At 72.2% G+C, this 22,466-nt stretch carries 17 protein-coding genes; 7 read left to right on the forward strand and 10 right to left on the reverse strand.

Going from position 1 to position 22,466, the window contains the following annotated elements; all coding sequences use genetic code 11:
- Positions 1–95 precede the first annotated feature (95 nt).
- The 5 genes from ACWCXX_RS19090 to ACWCXX_RS19110 are packed head-to-tail and all read right to left on the reverse strand — an operon-like array spanning position 96 to position 8,351.
- On the reverse strand, positions 96–1,670 hold the full coding sequence (locus ACWCXX_RS19090; protein WP_451128670.1) for a nitroreductase family protein: 1,575 nt from the start codon (positions 1,668–1,670) through the stop codon (positions 96–98).
- A 56-nt stretch (positions 1,671–1,726) separates the two neighbouring features.
- Positions 1,727–3,886, reverse strand: coding sequence for a TOMM precursor leader peptide-binding protein (locus tag ACWCXX_RS19095; protein ID WP_451128628.1), 2,160 nt, complete (start codon positions 3,884–3,886; stop codon positions 1,727–1,729).
- The gene (locus ACWCXX_RS19100; RefSeq protein ID WP_451128630.1) at positions 3,876–6,065 is read right to left on the reverse strand and encodes a TOMM precursor leader peptide-binding protein; all 2,190 of its coding nucleotides are present in this window, start codon (positions 6,063–6,065) and stop codon (positions 3,876–3,878) included. Before ACWCXX_RS19100 ends, ACWCXX_RS19095 begins: the two co-directional genes overlap by 11 nt.
- Before the next feature lie 5 nt (positions 6,066–6,070).
- Positions 6,071–8,089 (reverse strand): BTAD domain-containing putative transcriptional regulator, encoded by a 2,019-nt coding sequence (locus ACWCXX_RS19105; RefSeq protein ID WP_451128632.1) that lies wholly within the window; start codon positions 8,087–8,089, stop codon positions 6,071–6,073.
- Between the two features lie 10 nt (positions 8,090–8,099).
- The gene (locus tag ACWCXX_RS19110) at positions 8,100–8,351 is read right to left on the reverse strand and encodes a hypothetical protein (RefSeq protein WP_451128634.1); all 252 of its coding nucleotides are present in this window, start codon (positions 8,349–8,351) and stop codon (positions 8,100–8,102) included.
- A gap of 200 nt (positions 8,352–8,551) precedes the next feature.
- Between ACWCXX_RS19110 and ACWCXX_RS19115 the strand changes: the two genes are divergently transcribed.
- Positions 8,552–8,848 (forward strand): type II toxin-antitoxin system VapC family toxin, encoded by a 297-nt coding sequence (locus tag ACWCXX_RS19115; protein WP_451128672.1) that lies wholly within the window; start codon positions 8,552–8,554, stop codon positions 8,846–8,848.
- A 113-nt stretch (positions 8,849–8,961) separates the two neighbouring features.
- On the opposite strand, the gene ACWCXX_RS19120 is transcribed toward ACWCXX_RS19115, so the two are convergent.
- Together ACWCXX_RS19120 and ACWCXX_RS19125 are read right to left on the reverse strand one after the other, a co-directional pair.
- Positions 8,962–11,547 carry an ABC transporter permease gene (locus ACWCXX_RS19120; RefSeq protein ID WP_451128636.1) on the reverse strand — a complete coding sequence of 862 codons (2,586 nt, stop codon included), beginning with the start codon at positions 11,545–11,547 and terminating at the stop codon, positions 8,962–8,964.
- Positions 11,544–12,332 (reverse strand): ABC transporter ATP-binding protein, encoded by a 789-nt coding sequence (locus ACWCXX_RS19125; protein WP_451128638.1) that lies wholly within the window; start codon positions 12,330–12,332, stop codon positions 11,544–11,546. Before ACWCXX_RS19125 ends, ACWCXX_RS19120 begins: the two co-directional genes overlap by 4 nt.
- Positions 12,333–13,106: 774 nt before the next feature.
- On the opposite strand from ACWCXX_RS19125, the gene ACWCXX_RS19130 reads away from it, so the two are divergent.
- The 3 genes from ACWCXX_RS19130 (at position 13,107) to ACWCXX_RS19140 (ending at position 15,721) form a co-directional block, all read left to right on the forward strand.
- The gene (locus tag ACWCXX_RS19130; RefSeq protein WP_451128640.1) at positions 13,107–13,556 is read left to right on the forward strand and encodes a DUF485 domain-containing protein; all 450 of its coding nucleotides are present in this window, start codon (positions 13,107–13,109) and stop codon (positions 13,554–13,556) included.
- 2 nt (positions 13,557–13,558) lie between these two features.
- The gene (locus tag ACWCXX_RS19135) at positions 13,559–15,172 is read left to right on the forward strand and encodes a sodium/solute symporter (protein ID WP_451128674.1); all 1,614 of its coding nucleotides are present in this window, start codon (positions 13,559–13,561) and stop codon (positions 15,170–15,172) included.
- 204 nt (positions 15,173–15,376) lie between these two features.
- Positions 15,377–15,721, forward strand: coding sequence for a hypothetical protein (locus ACWCXX_RS19140; protein WP_451128642.1), 345 nt, complete (start codon positions 15,377–15,379; stop codon positions 15,719–15,721).
- Positions 15,722–15,770: 49 nt separating this feature from the next.
- On the opposite strand, the gene ACWCXX_RS19145 is transcribed toward ACWCXX_RS19140, so the two are convergent.
- Positions 15,771–16,574 (reverse strand): MerR family transcriptional regulator, encoded by an 804-nt coding sequence (locus tag ACWCXX_RS19145; RefSeq protein ID WP_451128644.1) that lies wholly within the window; start codon positions 16,572–16,574, stop codon positions 15,771–15,773.
- Positions 16,567–17,103, reverse strand: coding sequence for a VOC family protein (locus ACWCXX_RS19150; protein WP_451128646.1), 537 nt, complete (start codon positions 17,101–17,103; stop codon positions 16,567–16,569). The genes ACWCXX_RS19145 and ACWCXX_RS19150 overlap by 8 nt, the downstream gene beginning before the upstream one ends.
- A gap of 890 nt (positions 17,104–17,993) precedes the next feature.
- On the opposite strand from ACWCXX_RS19150, the gene ACWCXX_RS19155 reads away from it, so the two are divergent.
- The 3 genes from ACWCXX_RS19155 (at position 17,994) to ACWCXX_RS19165 (ending at position 20,562) form a co-directional block, all read left to right on the forward strand.
- A complete protein-coding gene (locus ACWCXX_RS19155) occupies positions 17,994–19,112 on the forward strand; it encodes a helix-turn-helix domain-containing protein (protein WP_451128648.1) in 1,119 nt (372 codons plus the stop codon).
- Positions 19,113–19,124: 12 nt separating this feature from the next.
- Complete coding sequence (locus tag ACWCXX_RS19160) at positions 19,125–19,706, forward strand: HD domain-containing protein (RefSeq protein WP_451128650.1); 582 nt, start codon at positions 19,125–19,127, stop codon at positions 19,704–19,706.
- Positions 19,707–20,046: 340 nt separating this feature from the next.
- Positions 20,047–20,562, forward strand: coding sequence for a GNAT family N-acetyltransferase (locus ACWCXX_RS19165; protein WP_451128652.1), 516 nt, complete (start codon positions 20,047–20,049; stop codon positions 20,560–20,562).
- 123 nt (positions 20,563–20,685) lie between these two features.
- Here the strand turns inward: ACWCXX_RS19165 and gltX are convergent, their stop codons facing one another.
- The gene (gltX, locus tag ACWCXX_RS19170; RefSeq protein ID WP_451128676.1) at positions 20,686–22,062 is read right to left on the reverse strand and encodes a glutamate--tRNA ligase; all 1,377 of its coding nucleotides are present in this window, start codon (positions 22,060–22,062) and stop codon (positions 20,686–20,688) included.
- Between the last annotated feature and the right edge of the window lie 404 nt (positions 22,063–22,466).

Genomic DNA, 22,466 nt, shown 5'->3' on the forward strand with positions numbered 1-22,466 from the left:
CGGTCGCGGGTCGTCGGGCCGAAGTGGCGGCGCTCGGGGCCGGTCGGGCGGGCCTCGGGCCGGGGCTGCCCGGCCGGAGGCCGTCCGGCGGGCTCTCAGGCGATCTCGTACCGGAAGTCGGCCGGGGCGGGCCGCTCGTTGCCGATCATCATGATCAGCAGCGGCGCCTCGCCCGTCCCGGCGAGCGAGAGTTCCTCGATGTACGAGATGTTGTCGAAGCCGAGCGCCACGCCGCAGCCGGTGCCGACGGCGGAGGCGGTGGTGTAGGCGGTCTGGGCGATCGCCCCGACGGTGGCGTTGACCAGGCGGTAGCCGCGGTCCCCGACGGCGTCGAGGACGGCATCGGTGCGGACGGTGGGCACCAGGACCGCCGCCGCCTGTTCCAGGTTGTAGTTCGACAGGAAGTAGTTCTTCTGCAGGAACTCGCCCGGCCTGCCCGACTTCACCAGGCGCAGGGTGTGCGCGTCGGGGTCGTACTCGTACGCGCCGGGCTCGATCCCCTCGACGTGGCCGACGAACGCGTAGAGCTTGGCCAGCCGCTGCCCCCCGGTGTCCCCGCCGAGCCGCGCACCGGCCGCGGAGGCGGCCAGGCAGGCCGCCAACTGTCCGGCGCTGATCGGGTGTTGGGCGTCGAAGCGGCCGAAGCTGCTGCGGCGGGCGCGCAGTGCGGTGCGCACGTCGGTGTCGAGCGGCGGGGCGGGCGGGAGTGCCACCTCGGCGCGGGTCCGGTCGGCGGGGTGCGCGGCGGCCGGGGCGAGTGCCGCCGGGTCGGGGCGGTCGGTGGCCCCGGCGGCGGTGACGGCCTGCATCCGGCGCAGCGCGTCGAAGGCGAGGACGGTGCGCGAGCGTTCGCGGTCCCGGTGGTGCACGGAGACCGGAGCGGCGGGCGCGGGGCGGGGGGCGGCCCCGGCCCACTTCAGCGGGACGACGGCGAAGATGCCCTCCTCCCGGGTGTCCACGCCGAGGAGCCGGCCGAGCCGCTCCTCGTCGAACCAGAGCGCGGGTTCGACGGCCAGCCCGCGGGCACCGGCCCACATCCGCCAGGTCTGCACGCAGGCCCCGAGGTCCATGGACACGGCGTGGAAGGAGAAGTTGTTGTACTTGAAGGCGTTCTGCCAGTACTTGATGCCGAGCACCAGGTACTGGTCGGTGTCCGGGCCCGGCGCCCCGTCGCCGAGCGCCTCGCGCACGTCGCCCGACACGTCGCCGGTCAGCAGCCGCTGCATGGCGTGGTGCCGGGTGGAGTAGTAGTGCACGCCCGGCGGCACGGGGCCGCTGGGGCCGGACACCCAGTAGACGCCGACCGGGTAGAGGCCGCCGCCGGACGCGGAGCCCCGGGACCAGTTGGCGAGCGGGTAGTGCGGCAGGGCGCTGAGGTCGGTGTTGGCCTGGACGCCCAGGCGGCGGCCGGTCAGCCCGTAGGAGTCGCGGAGCATCCCGGCCAGCAGCGCGAGGTCGAACTCCGCCCGTCCGCCCGCCTGTTGGTCCAGGCCCCGGTCGAGCGAGGCGTCGGCCGGGTAGGCGCAGTCGGGCAGCGGGAGGCTGTCGACGCCGGGGTAGAACTTGGCCTTGCGCGGGCCGTCCTGCCAGTTCGGCACGAAGTCGGCGGGGTCCATCGGGACCCGGCCGCGCTGGAGGATCGCGGCGGCGTATTCATGGGCGTACCCCATGGCGGGCTCCTCGGTCACGGGAAGGGGTGCGGGGCGGGGGCTGAGGTCGGCGTCGGTCACGGGAAGGGGTGCGGGGCGGGGTTGAGGTCGGCGTCGGTGAGGTCGTGTGCGCGCAGTCCGGCCTCGCGCAGGGCGGTGCGCAGCCGGTCCATGCCGAGGGCGCGCTGCCGGGTCCAGCCGAAGTCGATCGGCAGCAGTCCGGGCACGATGACGCCGACCGTGGTCAGGCCGAGCCCGCGCTGTTCCGGCATGGTCTGGTCGACGACGATCACGTCGAACCCGGCGGCGGTGACGGCGTCCACGCACCGGGTCAGGTCCTCGCGCAGGTCGTCGGAGACGGGCAGTGCCGAACCGTCCCCGTACAGCTCGGCGAAGGAGCGCAGGGGCGGGCGCGGCGCCCCCGGTTCGCCGAGCAGGAAGCTCGCGTGGCGGCCCATCTCGGGGATGCCGTACGCCAGCGGGTGGTCGTGCAGCGCCTCGACGCGGTGGAAGTCCTCGGCCATGGCGGACAGCCGTGCCAGGTCGTCCTCGGTGCGGCGGCGCAGGTTCACCGCGTCGGTGGCGATCTCGCACAGCGCGCCGGCCAGGGCGGCCTCCGGGTCGAGTCCGGCGCCCGCACCGAAGCACATCAGGCCGAGGCCGCCGTCCCGGCGCACGGCGACCCCCGTGACGACCGGGATCGGGAAGGAGATCCGGGTGTCGAAGAAGCGGGCCTCGTAGCCGTACATCTCCAGCCGGTCGACCATCTGCCGGGTGGCGGGGCGGCGGCTGGTGCGCGGGTCGATCTCGGGCAGGGCGGCCCGTCCGTACCAGGCGAGCAGGAACGCGTCGCGCTCGACGAGCTCCATCAGCCCGAAGTAGACGGCCTCCTCCAAACAGCCCCCGGAGGCGCAGCCGTTGGAGCTCTCCTGGACGAAGCGGTTCTCCAGGCCGGGTGCGTGGTAGTACGTGAGGACCTCGGGCACCAGGACGGCGTGCCCGTCGCGCAGGGACCAGCCGTGCACCCAGGGAATCGCCCGGTCCGGGGAGAACGGGGTGACGCGGGGGTTGGCGCGGTGGAAGGCGTCCGAGTACAGCCCGCACACCCGCGGGTCGAGCGCCTGCGCGCCCCGGGCGCGCAGCGCGTTCAGCGAGTCCCTGGTCCGGGCCTTCCGGGACCGGGCCCGCATGCCCGCGTACCGCTCCAGCCCCTCCAGGACGCCGATGCGCATGCTCTCGGCGAAGGTGTCGGCGTGGCCGCCCCAGAAGGTCTCGCGCAGGTACTCCCCCGACCGCATGGAGAAGCAGCCGATGGTGGCGGAGGTGGAGGTGGAGGAGACGTCCTGGACGACGGACGGGCCGAGCGAGCCGCACACCGGGTTGGCGTACGGCTCGACGGGCAGCTCGTACTCCTCGATGGCCCGGACCCGGAAGCCGCCGGGGCGGCGCTTGGGCGCCGGGCGCAGGGCGATTTCGGCCGCCTCGGCGGTGTCGGGCTCCGGCACCCCGCAGCGCGGGCACTCCGGGTCGGGGACCAGCGGGTAGTGGCGGACCAGCAGGGTCTCCAGATCCACCAGGTGCACGGCGGGCAGGGCACCGGTGTCCGGCCCCGCGCCGTCGAGCCGGGCGGCGACGACCCCCGCGAGGGCCTGCGCGGCGAACGGGGTGAGGTGGGGGGACTCCCCGGCCGCCCGGGTGCCCGAGCCGAGCTCCAGCGCCTCGCGCAGGGCGACGGAGCGGGCCGCCTGCCAGCGCCGTTCCAGACAGTGCGGGCAGACGGGCCGGGCGGGGCTCCCGGGGGACGCGGGGGGCGCGAAGGGGCCGACGACGACGTGCCGCCCGTAGAACCGGACGGACACGGCGGGTACGGCGGTCCCGGTGCCGGTCGCACCGGTCTCACCGGTCACGTCAGCCGCACCAGCCACATCAGCCGCGCTGGCCACACCGCCCGCACCGGCCGCCGCGCCCGGCGCGAAGGCGTCGCGCACGCCGAGCGGGGCGACGTCCAGCGGGGGCGGGGTGCCGTGGTGGGCCAGCGCGTCCCGGAGCAGCGTCGCGAGAGTGCGCGCGGACGTGGCCGACGGCGCGTCCGGTGCCGGGGGCGCGGACGCGGCCTGCGCACCGGTCACCGCCCGTGCGCCGGGAGCCGTCGGCGTACCGGTCGCCCTCCGTGCGCCGGGCGCCGCCTGTCCGCGATGCTCTCCGCGGGGCTCGCGGACCGGGGTCTCAGCGGGCATCGGGGCCGCCCTCGCCGTCCGTCGTGAGGAGCACCCGGGCGGTGCTGATGCCGCCCGCGGCGAGATCGGCCGGGGTGGTGGGCACGTACAGCGCGTCGCGTCCGGCGTCCCGGAGCCGGTCGAGGATCACGGCGAACGTGGTCGCCGCCCCGTCCGCCGTGATCTCCGTACCGGTCACGGCGATGCTCCCGGCGGCGAGGTCGCGCACCAGCGGGTCGCCCCGGTCGACGTCCGCCTCCGGGTCCTCGGCCGTCAGCTGCACCGGGCCGAGCAGGTCCCGCAGCGCGGCGCAGGCCGCCTCCCGCCGCGACAGCCCGGCGCCGACCGCCCAGCGCCCCTCGCCCCCGGTCTCCCGGGCCAGCACCACCCGGGCCGAGGTGCGCGCCTCCTCCCCCAGGTCCAGCAGCTCGACGGCGAGGTCCAGGTTGACCGCGGACTTCAGCAGGAACACCAGCTCCGGGTCGTCGTCGGCGGCCACCGGGCGCACCGTCGTCGTGCCCCGGACCGCCCGCAGCAGCGCGTCGTGCGCCAGCGCCGACATCAGGCCGACGCCCGCCGCCTCCCGCGCGTCCGCGCCCGCGCCCGAACCCGCCGACGTCGCGAGGTGGGCCCGGCCCCGGTTGTGCTCCCCGAAGCTCCGTACGGCCGCGGCCGGCACCCGCACCGGGTCCTTGCCGATCAGCGAGGTCGCGACCGTCCAGGCGTCCGGCAGGACACCGCTCCCGCCGCCGGTGGTCAGCGCGTCCGGGCCCAGCACCCGGTCCGCCGCCGCGCCGAAGGACGCGGGAAGGGGCACCACGTGCTCCACGTACGCGGTCGCCGCCGCGTACAGCGCCCGCATCCGCGCGCCCGCCAGGTGGTGCACGTCGAAGGCGGCGATCCGGCGTCGCGTCCCGGCGTCGAGCGCCACCTCGACCCGGCTGATCTTCAGCGGGGTCTGGGTCAGGGCCTCGTCGTCGTAACGGTTGAAGACCCCGGTGTACGGGCGCACCAGCGCCGCGCCGATCCGGTTCAGCTCCTCGACCACGGCCTCCGCGTCGCGGGCGGTGTCCACGGCCGGGGTGACCGGGAGCGCCAGCCCGTCCGGCAGTTCCGGCGCCGTCTCCCGCGGGTCCGGGGCGGCGCAGCGCAGGCAGCGGGGGTGCGGCTGGACCGGCTCGGACACGACGTCGAGCGAGGCCAGGTCCTGGACGAGGACCCGGCCGGCCGTCTCGGCGGGCAGCGCCCCCGTGGTGAGGCGGAAGATCTCGTAGCCGAGGAGGTTGCCGACCATCGCGGCGACCGGGCCGGACACCTCGTCCCCGGACACCGGTGCGGCGCCCGCCACCTCGCTCCAGAGCGTGGCGGCCCGCCCGGCGGAGACGTTGCCGCCCAGCCGCAGCACGGCGCAGGACCAGCAGCCGGTGGAGGAGGTGGTGGAGAGCGGGCCGACGAGCAGCCGCTCGCCGAACAGCCAGGCGGGGATCAGGGTCCGGCCCTCGGGGACCCCGGCGGCCAGCAGCCGGTGGGTGCGCGCCCCGGCACCGGCGCCGGTCACCACGACGACGTCGTAGCCCTCCAGGTCCTCCCAGCCGGCCCCCGCCCCGGCGCCGACGGGGTCCACCCGGGCCGCCGCGCGGTCCGCCTCCTCCGTCACCTCGTCGAACCGCGTGGTCGTGCCGATCCGCACGCACCCGTTGCGCAGCAGGCTCAGCGCGCACCAGCGGGCGACCCCGTCGTCGCCGAGCACGGCGACGCGGGTGGCGCGGAAGCGGGCGAAGCGTTCCGGGGCGCCGTCGGCGTAGTGGTCGAGGTAGGCGAGCTGGGCCGCGAACCGTTCCGCCACCTCGTCCGGGACCGCGCCGCCCGCGCCCCCGGCCCCGGCCTCGGGCACGTCGCGGGCGAACTCCCGGTCGTACAGCGTCCTGACCAGCTCCGCCGCCATCGCCCGCTGCCCCGGCCCGAAGCCCGCGCACAGTTCGTCGAGCCGGTGGTGGCCGGTCAGGTGCGGGACGACGAGGGAGGCGAAGCGGTAGGCGGTGCGGCCGGCCAGGTGGAATCCGCCGTCGGCGTTGTGGAAGAGCACGCCGCCGGGCGTCTCGGTGAACAGCACGTCCCGGCGGATGCGGGGCCGGGTCGCGGCGAGGGCGTCGAACGTCCCGGTCGCAGCGGTGGCGGCAGTCTCGGCACTCTCGGCCATGGGGGTCACACCTTCTCTGTGCGGCGGATGCGTTCCTGGTCGGTTCTTCGTACGTAGACACGGAGCAGTTCGTGGATGCGGTACGGGCCCGGCGGGCCGTCCTCCAGCAGTCCGGCGTCGGCCAGCCGTTCCAGCACCGCCTCGGTGACGGCCGGGACGTCCCGGGCGGTGAAGGTGTCGCCGGGGGCCGCCGCGAGGTGCCGGAACGCCTCGGAGAGCCGTGGGTCGAGCCGGTTCAGGGCGCCGTCGAGGAGGCCGGTCACGGAGAGCCCCGGGCAGTCGGTGAGGGCGAGCCTGGCGAGGGGGTCCTCGGCCAGCCAGCCGACGGCGTCGCCGAGCCGCAGGGCGGGCCGGGTCAGCAGTCGGGCCGTCAGGATGCGCAGTGCGAACGGGAAGTGGCCGCACAGCGCGGTGAGCCGGTGCGCGGCCTCCGGTTCCCCCTCGACGCGTTCGGCGCCGAGCACGGACCGCAGCAGCGCGTACGACTCGTCCTCGGTGAAGGCGGAGAGCCGGTGCACCCAGCCGCCGTGCGTGGCGACGAGTCCGGCGAGCCCCATCCGGCTGGTCACGATCACCGCTCCCCGCGCCTGGGCGACGGCGGGCAGCAGCGGGCGCACCTGGTCGGCGTCCACCACGTCGTCGAGCACCAGCAGGGCGCGTCCGGCCGCCCGTCCGGGGCGCAGGGCCGCCGTGACCTCGGCCGCGAGTTCGGCGGCGGTCCGGGGTTCGCCGTCCGGGCGGGTCGCCCGGACGAGCAGCCGCCCGCCCGGGAAGGCGTCCCGCGCCAGGTGCGCGACGTGGTGGGCGAGGGCCGACTTGCCGATGCCGGGTGCGCCGGACACCAGGACGGCGAGCGGGTGGAGGCCGTCCTCGCCGGGTGCGTCGGGGGCGGTGAGGCGGGCCACCATGGCGGCGGTCTCGGCGTCCCGACCGGTGAAGTTCGGCACCGCGGGCACGGGTACGGGCACGGCTGCGGGCATGGATCCGGGTGCGGGTACGGGGCCGGGTGCGACCGGCTCCGGCAGGGCCTGCGCGGCCGTTCCCGGTACGACCACGGCAGCCGTGTACGGGGCCCGGCCCCCCGGCCCACGGCCCGCGACCGCCGCCGTCCCGCCCGCCTCGCCCCCGACCACCTCGCCCTCGACGACCCGCACGGCGGCGGTGTGCATCGGATCGGCACCGTACGGCCTTACGGAATCGGGCAGTTGGGCGGCAACGGACGGCTGCGCGGCGTCGTGCGCCCGCATGTCACCGGGAAGCCGGTGGGCCCGCCCGGCCGTCCCCGGGTCCTCGCCGCGCAGGATCGCGAGCTCCAGTTGCTGGAGGGCCGGGGAGGGGTCGACGCCCAGCTCGTCCAGCAGGAACTCCTTGACCCTCCGGTACTCCGCGAGGGCCTGGGTCTGCCGCCCCGTCCGGTAGAGCGCCTCGATCAGCTGCTCGTGGAGCCGCTCGTGGCCGGGGTATACGCGCGTAGCGGTCCACAGTTCGACGAGGGCCTCTCCGTAACGGCCCAGGCCCAGCAGCAGATCGCAGACCCGCTCCACGCTGCGCAGCCGTTCCTCGGCGAGGCGCGGCACCTCGTCCCGGTGCAGCACGTCGGAGCGCACGTTGGCCAGCAGCGAGCCCTGCCACAGGGACAGCGCGTCCTTGAGCGCGCAGAGCTCCGCCTCCGGGTCGTCCGACAGGAGCACCGCCCGGCGCACCTGGTCCCGGAAGCCGAGCAGGTCCAGGGAGTGCGGCTCGGCGGTGATCCGGTAGCCGCCCGGCACCGCCTCGATCGACGTCTCGGTCACCCCGTGCTTGGTGAAGAGCCGGCGCAGCCGCAGCACACAGGTCTGGAGCGCGGCCTTGGCGGTGGCCGGCTGCTCCTCGCCCCACACGGCCCGCTGGAGGTGGTCGGCGGACACGACGGTGTTGGCGTGCAGGAGGAGCGCGGCCAGCAGGATCGTCGGCTTCGACGGCTGGAGCACGACGGATTCGGGGCCGTCGGTGAGGGTCAGCGGCCCCAGCAGCTGAAACCTCATCGGGGCGGCCCTAGTCCCAGCCGTTGACCAGCTTGCACACCTCTACGGGCGCGGCGGGCAGCGGGAGCCGGTCCGTCACCGCCTCCACCCGCTCGCAGAACGCCCGGACGTCGTGCGCCGTCGGGTGCTGCGGGGCGGGAAGGGTGCTGTCGGCCGCGGCGGCGGCTCCGGTGGAGAGCGCGAGCGAGACGAGGACGAGACCGGTGACGGCGGCAGTGCGCGCGGCGCCGGCGCGCCGCCGCGAAAGCGAAGACCTGAACACGTTTGCCCCTTCGGCTGTGGCGTCCCGCCGGGGGTTCCCGGCAGGACGACCATGCCAGCGCGGACGGCGCGGAAACGGACCCCGTCGTGTCAGCTTGTTGCACGGCCCGCGGCAACTTCGTGCAACGCTCCCGGCCCTCGTGTCCGGGTCGGCACCCCGGGTGACGAAGGGCTGCCGCTGTCCGTGCGGCGCCGACGGAGCTGCTGCGCACCGAGCCCGAGGTCTATGTCAGTGCCGTGACCCCGTGGGGGATCACGATCAAGCAGAGCCTCGGGAAGCTGGAGGGCTCCGGAGACCTCGCCGAACGCGCGCGGGACATGCAGTTCGCCCCGCTGGCCATCACCGCGGCACACGGCGTTCGCGCCGGACGTCTCCCCCAGATCCACCGGGACCCCTTCGACCGGTTTCTCGTCGCACAGGCCCAGCTCGAATCGATGACGCTCGTCACCCGCGACCGGTGGATCCCCAAGTACGACGTCGCGGTCATGCCCGCCTGACAGCGGCACCGGAAAACGGTCCGGCCCCGGGGTGTTGGAGGAACACCCCGGGGCCGGGCCGGTCGTCATCCTATGTCGGCCGCCCCTGCGGGCCCGGCCGGGCGTCGCCCCCGTCAGTCGGTGGCGATCGCGTTCAGGACGTTCATCCTGCCCGCGCGGAAGGCCGGGACCAGTGCGGCGAACAGCCCGACGAAGGCCGAGCCGACGAAGACCGTGAGGATCGTCGGCCACGGGATGTCCAGGACTCCGAGTCCTTCCAGGGCCAGCAGCTTCTGGGCCGCCGTGCCCCAGCCCATGCCCAGGCCCAGGCCGAGCAGGGCCCCGAAGACCGCGATGACCACCGATTCCAGGCGGATCATCCGGCGCAGCTGGCGGCGGGAGAGGCCGATGGCGCGCAGCAGGCCGATCTCGCGGGTCCGCTCGACCACCGACAGGGCCAGGGTGTTCACCACGCCGAGCACCGCGACGATGATCGCGAGTCCCAGCAGCCCGTAGACGATGTTCAGCAACTGGCCGATCTGGTCCTGCAGTTGCTCCTTGAAGTCGGCCTGGTTCTTCACCTCGTACTGCGGGTACTCGGCGAGGGCGTCCTTGAGGGCGGCGTACGCCTCCTTCTCCTTGCCGTCCGCGGCCTTCGCGAACATGACCGTGTTGTCCGGCAGGACGTCGGCGGGGACGTACCGCTCGGCGGTCGTGAGGTTGATGTACATCGCGCCCTTGTCGATGTTCGCGTCGTCCGAGGTGATCGCGGCGACCTTCAGCTTCACCGTCCCGCCGCCCGTGAACGCGACGGTGATCCGGTCCCCGACCCGGACGTGGTGCTCGGTGGCGTACGTCTCGCCGACCGACATGGCGCCCTTGCCGTACGCCTCGGTCAGCTCGCCGGAGACCGTCTCGCGGCGGACGTCGTCCTTGTACGTGGGGTCGACGGCGGTCAGGGTCTCGTTCCCCTTGGTGCCGTCGGGGGCGGTGAGGGAGGCTTCGACGACCTTGTACTCGGTGAGGTGCTCGATGTCCGGCACGGTCTTGAGGGCCTTCGCGGCCTGCTCGACGATCTGGCCGCCGTTGCCACCGGCCGGCTGGACGATGAAGTCCGCGCCGACCGACTTGTCGAGTTCCTCGCCGGCGGAGGCGACCATGGAGGAGCCGACGACCGAGAGGCAGGCGACGAGCGCGAGGCCGATCATCAGGGCGGCGCCGGTCGCCCCGGTGCGGCGCGGGTTGCGCAGGGCATTGCGTTCGGCGAGCCGGCCGACGGGGCCGAACATCCGCAGCATGACCGCGCTCAGCACCCGGACCACCAGGCCGGCCAGCAGCGGGCCGATCACGATGAACCCGATCAGGGTGAGGAGGACGCCCGCGCCGAGGAGGAGCGAGCCCTCGCTCGATTCGTCGGCCCGTCCCGCGGCGAGGAGCCCGGCGCCACCGGCGAGCGTGAGGACCAGGCCGATCGCGGCCCGGACCCGGCCCGCGCGGCCGTCCGCCGGGGTGCCGCTCTCGCGCAGGGCGGCCATCGGGGAGATCTTCCCGGCCCGGCGGGCGGGGAAGTACGCGGCGACGACGGTGACGAGGATGCCGAGCGCGAGGCCGACCGCCGGGGTCGTCCAGGCGATCGTGAGGTCCTCGGTGGACATCTCCATGCCCATGGCGCCCATGAGCTTCATCAGGCCGACGGCGAGGCCGATCCCGGCGCCGACGCCGAGGAGGGAGCCGATGACGCCGAGGAGCAGCGCCTCGATCAGCACGGACCGGTTGACCTGCTTGCGGCTGGAGCCGATGGCCCGCATCAGGCCGATCTCGCGGGTGCGCTGGGCGACCAGCATCGAGAAGGTGTTGACGATCAGGAAGATGCCGACGAGGAGGGCGATCCCGGCGAAGCCGAGCATCGCGTACTTCATGACGTCGAGGAAGGAGCCCATCGAGTCCTTGTTGGCGGCGGCGGACTCCTTCTGGGTCTGGAGCTCATAGCCGGCCGTGCCGCCGAGCGCCGCGGCGACGTTCTTCTTCAGTTCCTCGTCGCTGACGCCGTCCCGGGCGGTCACCGACACCAGGCTGAAGACGTCGGACCTGCCGAGCAGCTTCGTCTGCGCGGTGGCGGTGTCGAAGTAGACGACCGCGGCACCGGGGTTGGTGACCTTGAAGGCGGCGATGCCACTGATCCGCGCCTCGATGTCGCCGGAGGCGGTGATGGTGCGCAGTTCGTCGCCGAGCTTCAGGCCGTGCTTGTCGGCGGTGTCGGCGTCGACCATCACCTCGGTCGGGCCGCGCGGGGCGCGACCGGAGGTGATCTCCATCGAACGCAGGTCGTTCCTGGTCCAGTTGCCCGCGATCGTCGGGGCGCCCGTGGACGAGCCCATGTTCTTGTTGTGCCGGTCGACGACGGTGACGGACATGCTGATGACGGCGCCCTCGGCGGACTTCGCGCCGGTGGCCGACGCGGCCCGCTCGACGGCGGAGGCGGGGACCGTGGCGGGCCTGCCGTTCGCCGGGCGCTCGTCGTGGCCCTCGAAGTCCTTCGGGTTGACGGTGACATCGGCGGCCGTCACCGCGAAGAGCTTGTCGAACGTGGTGTTCATGGTGTCGGTGAAGACGAGCGTCCCGCAGACGAACGCCACCGACAGCAGGACCGCGACGGCGGAGAGCGCCATGCGTCCCTTGTGCGCGAGGAAGTTGCGTCTCGATGTCTTCCAGACGGTCATGACGTCCGCCCGCGCGAGTCGAAGTCCTTCATGCGGTCGAGGACCTGGTCGGCCGTCGGGTTGTACATCTCGTCGACGATGCGCCCGTCGGCGAGGTACAGCACCCGGTCCGCGTAGGAGGCGGCCACCGGGTCGTGGGTGACCATGACGATGGTCTGGCCCAGCTCGTCGACCGACCTGCGCAGGAAGCCCAGTACCTCGGCGCCGGCCCGCGAGTCCAGGTTCCCGGTGGGCTCGTCGCCGAAGATGATCTCCGGCCGGGCGGCGAGCGCCCTGGCGACCGCGACGCGCTGCTGCTGGCCGCCGGAGAGCTCGGTGGGCCGGTGCCGCAGCCGTTCGCCGAGGCCGACGGTTTCGACGACCTGGCGCAGCCAGCCCTCGTCCGGCCTGCGGCCCGCGATGTCCATCGGCAGCGTGATGTTCTCCAGCGCGTTGAGCGTGGGGAGCAGGTTGAACGCCTGGAAGATGAACCCGATCCGGTCCCGGCGCAGCTGGGTGAGCTTCTTGTCCTTGAGCCCGGTGATCTCGGTCTCGTCGAGGAAGATCTGCCCGGACGAGACGGTGTCCAGGCCGGCCAGGCAGTGCATCAGGGTCGACTTGCCGGAGCCGGACGGCCCCATGATCGCCGTGAACTGCCCGCGGGCGATGTCCACGTCGACGTGGTCGAGCGCGACGACCCGGGTCTCCCCCGCCCCGTACGCCTTGACGACCTGTCGCGCTCGCGCGGCAACGGCCGTACTCCTGCCAGTACCCCCGTGCCTGGGAATGGTCACAGCCGTTGTCACGGTTCTGCCCCCTGTGTGTCGGTTCGGTGTGTGCGCCGGTCGGCGGGTGCCGACCGGCGCGCGAGATGTCCCGGTGCGTCCGTGCGACCCGGTTGCCCGGTGCCCGGTGCGTCCCTCGTGTGAAGCCTGCTGGCCCGGACGGGGCCGACGCACTGGTGCGCGGCGCAGTCCCGGGGCGCGGTTTTCCCCGCCCCGAGGGCGGGATCTCCCCCGCCCTCCCCCTGCGGCCCGCCGCGTTCGCGACGGGTTCGAGGCGTTCTCTCGACGTAAGAACACGCTAAGGAACGGCCCCCCGCGGTCACGTCCTCCGCCGGGAGGAACGACCCCTGCCCAGAAGTGAGGAGCTCCCCCTAGGGGTATCGACCCCTGGGTGTAGACCCTTCTCAGGGCTTGGACCCCCGGGTGCACCCGCCCTGCAGCGCCGCGGTCACGACGGTCACCGGCCCCTGCGGCCACGGCGGCCATCGGCCACGCCCCTCAGGAGCGGCGCCGCCCCGTCGCGGTCGCCCCCTCCCCTGCCCCCACGGCCGCCCCGCGGTTGTCCCCTCCAGGGACGACCCCGGCGGATGTGTGCACGGGGAAGGGACCTCGGTGACCCCATCCGCACCACGGGTTTCATCCGCCTCGCGGAACTGTGCAATTACCACCGGTAATTCGGGCCACCCTCTCCCCAACTTCCATACTCGCGAGTAATGTTCGCGTTTCCGACAGCACCACCGCACTCCTGCCTTGCCGTCCAGACCAGGACCCGAGCCTTGCAAGGAGCAGCCCCCCATGTCGCACGGCGCCCCGCCCCCGTCCCCGTACTCCCCCTGGCCCGGACGGCTGCCGCAGCCGTCCCCGCAGCACCGGCCCCCGCACCATCCGGACTACCTGCTGCCCTGGCAGAGCTCCGACCCCACGGCGTCCGACCACCGGCCGAGCACCCCCCTGCCCGCCCCCGGCCGCCACAGCGACCTGCGTCGGCTGCGCACCGCGTACCGGTCGCTGCGCCGCATCGCGACCCTGACCGCACTCGGCTACTTCGTCGTCTTCCTGCTGCTCTCCGGCTTCGCCAAGGACCTGATGGGCCAGTCCCTGCCCGGCGGGCTCAACATCGGCCTGGCGCTGGGGCTGTGCCAGATCCCCGTGACGTTCCTCGCCGTCGTCCTGTACGAGCGGACCGCCCGCCGCACGGTCGACCCGCTCGCCGCCCGGCTCCGAAGAGCGGGAGAGGCCCGGTGAACATGTTCGACAAATCCGCGCAGTCGATGTCCCTGGTGGCCTTCCTCGCCGTGGCCACGGTGGCGCTGCTGCTCTGTGTGATGACCGGTCCGGACCGCGACGACCTCGACGAGTTCTACACCGGCTCCCGCTCGCTCCCGCCCCTGTACAACGGCCTCGCCCTGGCCGGCGACTACCTCTCCGCGGCCACCGTGCTCGGCACCACCGGCATCATCGCCCTCACCGGCTACGACGGCACGATCCTCGCCCTGAGCATCACGCTCTCGCTCGTCCTGCTGATGTTCCTGCTGGCCGAACCGCTGCGCAACGCGGGCGGGTTCACCATGGGCGACCTGCTGGTGCGCCGCGCCCCCGGCCGCGCCGTCCGCATCACCTCCTGCGCGGTCACCCTCGCCGCGCTCGTCCCCATGATGGTCGTCCAACTCGCCAGCAGCGGCGATCTGTTGGCCTTCATCCTGGGCTTCGACAGCTCCGGGTTCCGCACCGGCGCCATCATCGGACTCGGCACCCTGATGATCGGCTACTCGGCGATCGGCGGCGTGAAGGGCACCGCGCTGATCCAGATCGTGAAGACCGTGGTCCTCCTCGTCGCCTCGTTCACCATCGCCGTACTCGTCATGAACCGGTTCGGCTGGAACAGCGGCGCCCTGCTCGGGGCCGCCCGGCAGAGCAGCGGCGCCGGGGCCGCCTATCTGCGCTCGGGGCTCCAGTTCGAGGGCAGCGGGCTCGACATGGTCAGCTCCGAACTCACCGTGGTCCTCGGCGCCGCCTGCCTGCCCCACGTCACCATGCGCATGACGAGCGCCCGTTCCACCCGGGCCGTGCGCCGCTCGCTGTCCTGGGCGGTCTCGGTGGTCGCCACGATCTGTCTGCTGCTCGTCGTGATCGGCCTCGGCGCGGGCGCCCTCGTCGGCCACGAGCGCATCACCGAGGCCGGCGCCTCCGGGAACAGTGCGATCCTCCAGATCAGCGGAGTCGTCGCGGGCAGCGGCCGGACGGGGGCGCTGATCGTCACGACCATGACGACGGCGATCTTCCTGACGCTCCTCGCCTCCGTCGCCGCGATGATCCTCGCCTGCGCCGGCTCCCTCGCGCACGACCTCTTCGCCCACGGCCTGCACGGCGTGCGCGACCCGGACCGCAAGCCGCTGGCCGGTCTGTCCGAGATGCGTACGGCCCAGGTCTCCGCGGTCGTCGTCGGCCTGCTCGCCACCACGCTCGCCGTCATGGCCCGGCACTGGAACGTCCAGGCCCTGGCCACGCTCTCGTTCTGCGTCGGCGCGTCCGCCCTGTCCCCGGCGCTCGTCTACAGCATGTTCTGGCGCCGCTTCAACCGCACCGGCCTGCTCAGCACCCTCGTCGTCGGCACGCTCTCCGTCCTGGTCCTGATCACCGGCACCAACCTGGTCTCCGGCTCGCCCAGTTCGGTCTTCCCCGACCACGACTTCAACTGGTTCCCGTACACCACGACCGGCCTCGTCTCCATCCCGGCCGGCTTCCTCGCGGGCTGGCTCGGCACGGTCCTCCCCCGCCACACGGCCCCCAGGGCCCGCCGCCTGTACCAGGCGGAGGAACCCCGGATCCTGGCGGGAGTCCCCCCGGTGTCGCGCCACTGAGCACGGGGCGGCTCCCGGCGGGGGCGGCTCCTGACGAGGACCGCTCCCGACGGGGCAGCCCTGCCTGAACACGGCCCTCTGCAACCCGCTTCAGCCCGGTGGAAATGCTCGGGGTTGACCGGACCGGGCGCCTTCCTGCCCCGCGACGGAGAATCGTACGGTTCTTCGGGAACTCCCACGAAGCAACCGACGTCTCCAATGATCATGAGGGAACGCGTTGAAGCACTGAGTGGTACCGGGGTGGCCCTGGCCGGTGGATTCGTCGGGCTGCTGGGATGGGCCGCAGACGCCGAACTCCGGGCGCGCGCCGGATTCGAGGCAGGGCCGGACTGGAGCGTGCTGTACGCGGAGCTTCCGCTGACCGTTCTCATCGGAGTGGCGGCCGCCCTGTCGGCGTGGCTGCTGCCCCGGCGATGGATGATCGGGCCGCCCGTTGCCGGATACACAGGTCGCGTCGCGCTCGTCGCCGTAGTGCTGGCCGGATTCTGGCTGGCCGTCCAGGGCTGGTACGCGGGACTGCCCGAGCCGGTGCCGGACCACAAGCCCTAGAACGACCGCCGGACGCCCACACGCGGGGGTGGGCGTCCGACCCCGCGCTCTACTCCCAGGTCGCGGTGTCGGGGTCGATGCCGTGGGCGCGCGCACTGGCGTCGATGATGCGGCGCAACCACGCGGCAAGACCGGTGCGAACGCCGTCGTAGTGGGCGGCGAATCCCGGATCGGCCTCATACATGCGGCCGAGACAGACCTGCATCTGCCGGGTGAGGGGAAAGTACGAGGCGAAGACTTCGCGGTGCCGCTCGACGAGTTGATCCGCTTCCGGGTCACCGGGGGCGACCCCGGCGTCCATCGCATCCCCGAGGGCGCGGTCGAGGCCGGCGACGGCATCGGCGACGGCCTGCCATTCCTCCGGGCCGCGCGAGGCCGAGCGTTCGGCGTACTGCCGCCACTGCGTCGTGTCCCCGTAGCGCTGACGGGCCCGGGTGGGCGAGTCCGGGTTCCACCCGGGGCCGAAGATCGTGGCCTGCTGCTCGACGGTCAGCAGCAGGCCGCGCTCGTGGGCCTCGATCATCCGGTCCAGTCCGGCGCCGAGCCGCTGGAGGCGCTCGATCCGTTCGGCGATCTGAGCACGCTGCGCGCGCAGTGCGCCGGGCACGTCCGCGGTCGAGTCGTCCAGGACGGCCCTGATCCTGTCCAGGCCGAGACCGATCTCGCGGTAGGCCACGATGCGGTGCAGGCGTTCCAGATCACCGGCGGTGTAGAGCCGGTACCCGGCAGCCGTACGCAGCGACGGCCGCGCCAGACCGATCTCGTCCCAGTGGTGCAGCGCCCGGACCGTCACCCCCAGCCGCGCCGAGACCTGACCGACGGTCAGGTCGTCGGCACCGGTGTCATCAGGCATGCCCCCCATTGTCGCCGCCACCGGCACTCGGCGGGGTGATGCCGATGGCTTCAAGGTTCCGTGCCTCCTGGCTGTCCGGATCGAAGGGCTTCGCCGCGGTGAGGACGATCCGTGCGTTCTCGGGGGTGATCACCTCCACATCGCGGGTGTTCCAGGGAGTGTCCCGCGGACCGTCGACCGAGTCCGGTCGCAGCGCACGGCAGTCCTCGATCAGGGAATCGACCTGGCTGAGCACACACGAGAAACTGAAGCTCACCGCGGGCGCCTGCTCCGGAACGCTCTCCGCCGTGACGAGGAGTACGTCCTGGAACGCCCACCGGCGCAGATGCACGAGCGTGCCGGGAATGCTGAACAGCTCGAAGAACCCGAGCCCACGGGTCCAGAAATCCACCGACGCCGCCAGATCGCTCGTGGGGATCGTCACGAAGGCGGGCATTCCATAAATGCCGCGGAACAGCTCCGGCGGAACCGCATCCGGGCCGGGGTCGGGTACAGGGCTCATCTCGAACGCGTTGTAGTAGTCGCTCATGCACCTCACCTTCCGGCCTCACGCCACGTGAGGGTCAAGCCGGATCCGTGAATATCGCTCCCGCACACGGAACAGTCGGCCGAGGTGATGCGGTCACGAGCGGGGAATCAGGACTTCTCACTCGCGTGCGGGTACGGCGTCGGCCTCGCCGAAGCGGGCAGCGAGCACGGCCGTTCATGGACGTGGACCGTGATGCCGGGGCCAGTCGCGCCGGGCACGTCGTACGCCTTCGACTCCCCCGGAGCCATGGGCTGTTGACAGCGATCGCACCTCACCGACGGACCTCCCGCCACACCCGGGTGAGCCGGACCGCGACCGGACACGGCGCACGCCGACATGCGGTACACACGCAGGTGTGACCCAGCAGAGTGCGATACGCGTCGTCACCGGGCGAGCGGACCGGTGTCAACGTCAGCGCGGTCACGGCTGCTCGCCGTCCGGCCGGAGGCCGTGCTGCTCCCGACACGGCGCGCACGCGTGCCGCGAGGTCACTGGGCCCGGCTCCTCCCCGACGGTGTCGACCAGCACCGCAGTCCCGGACGGGCCCTTGTGCCAGTCGCACCAGCCGGCCGCCGCGTTCCCCCGGTACGTCTCTGGACGGCCCGTCACCGCTTCCTCCCCGTACACCGCTCGCACTGGCACGCCGGAAACGCGTGGGAGTCAGGAACGACCTTCACCGGGGTGACCTCGGCCTCCGGACGCACAACACGCTCCCGACCGTCCCTGCCGACCTCGTACACCTTGATCGTCATCGTCACGACGACGCCCCTTCCACTACGCTGAGTCGCCTGATCATCACTGCGACTACGACAGTAGGGATCAGAGGGCGCCGCTTGAACTGACCACGGGTACGGGTGCCCGGCCGTGGTCGACGGGGCAAGGGGGACACCATGGACACCGGCTCGCACACCACCCTGACCGCTGGTCAGGGAACTTCTCGGCGGGGCCGCAGTGGCATGGTGTCCGGGTACGTCTTCCGCGTGATCCGTGAGCAGATCGGCCACACCCAGGACACCCTCGCGGAACAGTTCCGAGTCTCGCCCGACACCATCGCCGGATGGGAGTCGGGGCGTCGGCCGCTGATGGCGGTACCCGTCGGGCAGATGCTCATGCACCGCCACCAACTTCTGCAGATGGGCAGCGCACCCGCTCTTCTCTCAGCCCTGGAACGGGCGACAGAGGCTGACCTGCTGCTGGCCACCGCTCTCGATGAGGACGCCACCGCCGACAGCAACCCGATTGGCGCATGGGTCATGCAGCGGGACCTGGTGGAAGTGCTCACCTGGCCACTCAACGGCGTGACGCCCACTCCACTGCGGTCTTTGCCTGATCCGTCCCGGCCGCGCCGCGGCCCCGTACCGCACGGCCCGGAGCTTGCCGTTGACGACCGCAGGCGCTTCTTCTCCCGCATGCGTCGTACTGCCGAGCAGGCCCGCGGGGCTGGGCAATTTCTGCTGCGCCGCCAGGCCCTCTACCTTGCCGGGTACGACGAGGCGGCCGACACCTCCGAGTGGCTGACCCTGCAGCAGCGCACCGAGCGCCCGGACGATTGGCTGACCCGTTGGCTCAACGCCCGATCGGTTGCGGCCGTCGCCGCCAGGCAGGGCGACAGGGAACGAATGGGCTACTTCATCAGGACGGCACTTGCTGACGACGATGCAAGCGAGGCAGCCAACCTCAACTACTGGGCGTACTGGGTCGGTGAGGCCCCGCAGATCCAGTTGTCCGATGACTTCATTGCCGCTCCCCGCCCTGGTCCTTGGCCGGGCGACAGGCTGATGTGGCACCTTGTGCGAGGCCTGATCCCGAGCCGTGGCTTCTTCGACCTGAGCGTTCACACACTGTGGACCCTGCTTGCCGCCCGCCCGAACCTGCTGCGTCCCGGTACCCAGGTAGGAAACGACCTACGCGCATTCCTCCCGGTGATGTTGGATAGCCGGGAGTTGTCGGCGCGGGCACGCCGAGAACTGGAGGACATCCGGTACGCAATCCGCCTTGCTGAGGCGTGAGAGGAGACGGACGTGGCTGACGATCTGTCCGCGGTGGGGCGCTTCCTGTTCGAGGCGGGCACGCTCAAGCACACAAAGCGAACGGGCTGGTGGATGGCCGGGGTCCGCGATCCGGAGAGCGTCGCCGAACACTCCTGGCGGACATCACTGATCGCCACGATCATTGCGAAGCTGGAAGGCGCCGATCCGGCGAAGGCGGCATTCCTCGCTGTGTGGCACGACACCCAGGAGACACGCACGGGGGACGTCAACTACGTGGGGAAGAAGTACGCGCCGGCCGGCGATCCGCAGGAAGTGACAGCGGACCAGACGGCAGGCATGCCCGAACGGCTGGCCTCTACTGTGCGCGACCTTGTTGCCGAGTACGAGGCCAAGGATTCACCAGAGGCCATCTGTGCCCGCGACGCGGACAAGTTGGAATGCCTGCTGCAGGGCATTGAGTACAAGGCACAGGGCCACGAGAACGCTCAGCGGTGGATTGACAACAGTCGAGGCCGTCTCGTCACGGAGACTGCGCAGCGCCTTGCTGACGAACTGCTCGGACAAGGCAGCCTCGACTGGTTGCGCCACGCCTTGGGCGAGAGCAGCAGCTGACAGGGCACGACGAAACGCCCCCCGTCCGACCGGAGCCCGGCAGGGGGCAAGGTGAGGCAGAAGCCCCGCGGGTGCGGGGAGCAGTTGATGCTGGGGATCGTGGAGGACGCCAGCCAGGGACCATCCCCGCACACGCGGGGAGCAGACCGGGTGGGCCGGGTGGGCGCCGGTGCCGAGGGGACCATCCCCGCACACGCGGGGAGCAGGCTTCGCGACCAGCAGTGACGCGCCGCGAAGACCCGCATTCAAGCACTCTCATCGATACCGGGGCGTCGGTGCAGTGCTCCTTCCGTCGCCTTGGCGGGGCGACGGGAGAGGTCACGTTCAGCGGAGGGGAAACATGGCTGACCAGTGGGTGAGACTCGAACTTGATGTCGCGGGCTTTGACGCATCGCGCTTTGAGCACTACGTGACCCGATGCCGGGCCGAAGGCATCCGTTTCACGACGCTTGCGGAGCTGGGCGACACGCCGGTACACCGTTACGCGCTCTACGAGCTCAACAAGGAGTGCTCGGCCGACATCCCCGAACGCGGGGAGTTCTTCTCCTATGAGGAGTACGCCGAGCGTCGCTTCACGGTCGCTTCCTACGACCCGCGTGGTGTCGTGATCGCGTTGGACGGCGAAAGCTGGGTCGGGATGGCGGCAACGTCGAAACACGAGAACTTCGTGTTCAACGAGATGACCGGGGTGAGGGCGACTCATCGGGGCCGAGGCATCTCGATCGCCATGAAGACGTTCGGGATGAGGTACATCCGCCAGTGCGGAGCGAGCAGGGTGCGCACGTTCCACCACCCACTCAACCACAGCGCCATCTCCATGAACCGGACGATGGGATTCGTGGACGCGGCTGACTGAGCCGGAGCCGGGCCCTTCCGAATTGCGCCTGTCAGGGGCACGGGCCGACTCGTAGGGGCACGCGGCACAGTGGTACCGGTCCGGCCGGGGCGACCCCCTCGGGGAGGCCGCCCCGGCCGACGGCTACGCCTGCGCGGCGGCCAGCTTCTCGGCCGCTGCTTCCAGTCGGGCCAGCACGCGGTCCCGACCGAGCAGCTCCATGGACTCGAACAGCGGGAGCCCGACCGTCCGGCCGGTGACCGCGACTCGGATGGGCGCCTGGGCCTTGCCCAGCTTGAGGCCGTGCTTCTCGCCGACGGCGAGCAGGACGGCCTTCAGGTCGTCCGCCTTCCAGTCCGCGATGCCGGCCAGCTCGGCACGGGCGTCGGCCAGGATGTCGGCGGCGCCCGCCTTCATCGCCTTGTTCCACGACGCCTCGTCCTCGACCGGCGCGTCGAGGAACAGGAAGTCCACGTAGTCGGTGATCTCCGACAGCAGCGCCAGTCGGGTCTGGGCCAGCGGCGCCACCACCTCGAAGACGTCCTTGTCGAACGCCTCCGGGGCCCACGGCGCGGACGGGGCGACGAGCCACGGCGCGCAGGCGCCGGCGAACTGTTCCGGGGACAGCGCGCGGATGTAGTCGCCGTTGAACGCCGTCAGCTTCTTCACGTCGAAGAATGCCGGGGCCGTGTTGACGTCCTCGATCCGGAAGAGCTGCTCCAGCTCCTCGTACGGCATGATCTCCCGGTCGCCCCCGGGTCCCCAGCCGAGGAGCATGAGGTAGTTCACCATCGCCTCGGGCAGGAAGCCCTCGGCGAGGTAGTCCTCCAGCGCGACCTTGTCGCGGCGCTTGGAGAGCTTCTGCCGCTTCTCGTTCACGATCACCGGCAGGTGCGCCCACATCGGCGGCCTGGCGCCGAGCGCCTCCCACAGCAGCTGCTGCTTCGGCGTGTTCGACAGGTGCTCGTCGCCACGGATGACCTGGGTGATTCCCTCGTCCAGGTCGTCGACGACGTTCGCGATCAGGAAGACCGGGGAGCCGTCACCACGGGCGATCACGAAGTCCTCGATCGCACTGTTGGGGAACGTCGGCTCCCCGCGGATCAGGTCGACCACGACGGTCTCGCCCTCGTCCGGCGTCCGGAACCGCAGCGCCCGGCCCTCCTCGAAGGCCAGTCCGCGCTCGCGGCAGAAACCGTCGTACCCGAGGTGCTCCGACCCGGTGCGCTCCTTCAGCTGCTCCCGGTTGCAGTCGCAGTAGTACGCCCGGCCGGCCGCGTAGAGCTGCTGGGCCGCTTCCCGGTGCCGGTCGGCGTTGTGCGACTGGAAGTACGGACCCTCGAAGGCCGCGTCCTCGCCGTGGATGCCGATCGCCGCGAGGGCGTTGATGATCCCCTCGATCCACTCCGGCTTGTTCCGGGCGGCGTCGGTGTCCTCGATCCGCAGGACGAACGTGCCGCCGGACTGTCGCGCCACCGCCCAGTTGTAGAGAGCGGACCGTGCACCACCGACATGGAACATGCCGGTCGGAGACGGGGCGAAACGGACGCGAACCGGGGCAGTAGACATGCCCTCCAGAATACCGACACCCGACGCCCGCCCCCGACCACTCCACCCGCCCCCGCGCCGATGTCCTCCGGCCGCCCTCGCCCTCTACCCGTACGTCTCCTTCCAGCGCTCCCGGTGCCGCCGCTCCCCGTCCCACCGATCAGCCGGGGCAGGGCAGGGCGGCACTCTCCGGTTTCCCCGGAAACCGGTCATTGCCTCCTGCTGCCGTACGGGTCGCCCATTGCCGCATCGCACCTGCCGCCCAGTCCGCCACCCGGGGCCCGGCAGGGGGTGCACAGGCCGTCGCGGAACGCTTCGGGGCGTCCGGGTACGCCGCATTCGGTGCACTCGACCATCAGCAGACGGCGTACGGGCGC

Source organism: Streptomyces sp. NPDC001732, assembly GCF_053596315.1.

Excerpts from the sequence above, each read along its gene's own strand:
- ACWCXX_RS19105 (WP_451128632.1), bottom strand. The coding sequence starts at position 8,089 with ATGAGGTTTCAGCTGCTGGGGCCGCTGACCCTCACCGACGGCCCCGAA.
- ACWCXX_RS19130 (WP_451128640.1), top strand. The coding sequence starts at position 13,107 with ATGTCGCACGGCGCCCCGCCCCCGTCCCCGTACTCCCCCTGGCCCGGA.
- ACWCXX_RS19145 (WP_451128644.1), bottom strand. The coding sequence starts at position 16,574 with ATGCCTGATGACACCGGTGCCGACGACCTGACCGTCGGTCAGGTCTCG.
- gltX (WP_451128676.1), bottom strand. The coding sequence starts at position 22,062 with ATGTTCCATGTCGGTGGTGCACGGTCCGCTCTCTACAACTGGGCGGTG.
- ACWCXX_RS19120 (WP_451128636.1), bottom strand. The coding sequence starts at position 11,547 with ATGACCGTCTGGAAGACATCGAGACGCAACTTCCTCGCGCACAAGGGA.
- ACWCXX_RS19165 (WP_451128652.1), top strand. The coding sequence starts at position 20,047 with ATGGCTGACCAGTGGGTGAGACTCGAACTTGATGTCGCGGGCTTTGAC.
- ACWCXX_RS19150 (WP_451128646.1), bottom strand. The coding sequence starts at position 17,103 with ATGAGCGACTACTACAACGCGTTCGAGATGAGCCCTGTACCCGACCCC.
- ACWCXX_RS19155 (WP_451128648.1), top strand. The coding sequence starts at position 17,994 with ATGGACACCGGCTCGCACACCACCCTGACCGCTGGTCAGGGAACTTCT.
- ACWCXX_RS19135 (WP_451128674.1), top strand. The coding sequence starts at position 13,559 with ATGTTCGACAAATCCGCGCAGTCGATGTCCCTGGTGGCCTTCCTCGCC.
- ACWCXX_RS19095 (WP_451128628.1), bottom strand. The coding sequence starts at position 3,886 with ATGCCCGCTGAGACCCCGGTCCGCGAGCCCCGCGGAGAGCATCGCGGA.
- ACWCXX_RS19100 (WP_451128630.1), bottom strand. The coding sequence starts at position 6,065 with ATGGCCGAGAGTGCCGAGACTGCCGCCACCGCTGCGACCGGGACGTTC.
- ACWCXX_RS19140 (WP_451128642.1), top strand. The coding sequence starts at position 15,377 with ATGAGGGAACGCGTTGAAGCACTGAGTGGTACCGGGGTGGCCCTGGCC.
- ACWCXX_RS19090 (WP_451128670.1), bottom strand. The coding sequence starts at position 1,670 with ATGGGGTACGCCCATGAATACGCCGCCGCGATCCTCCAGCGCGGCCGG.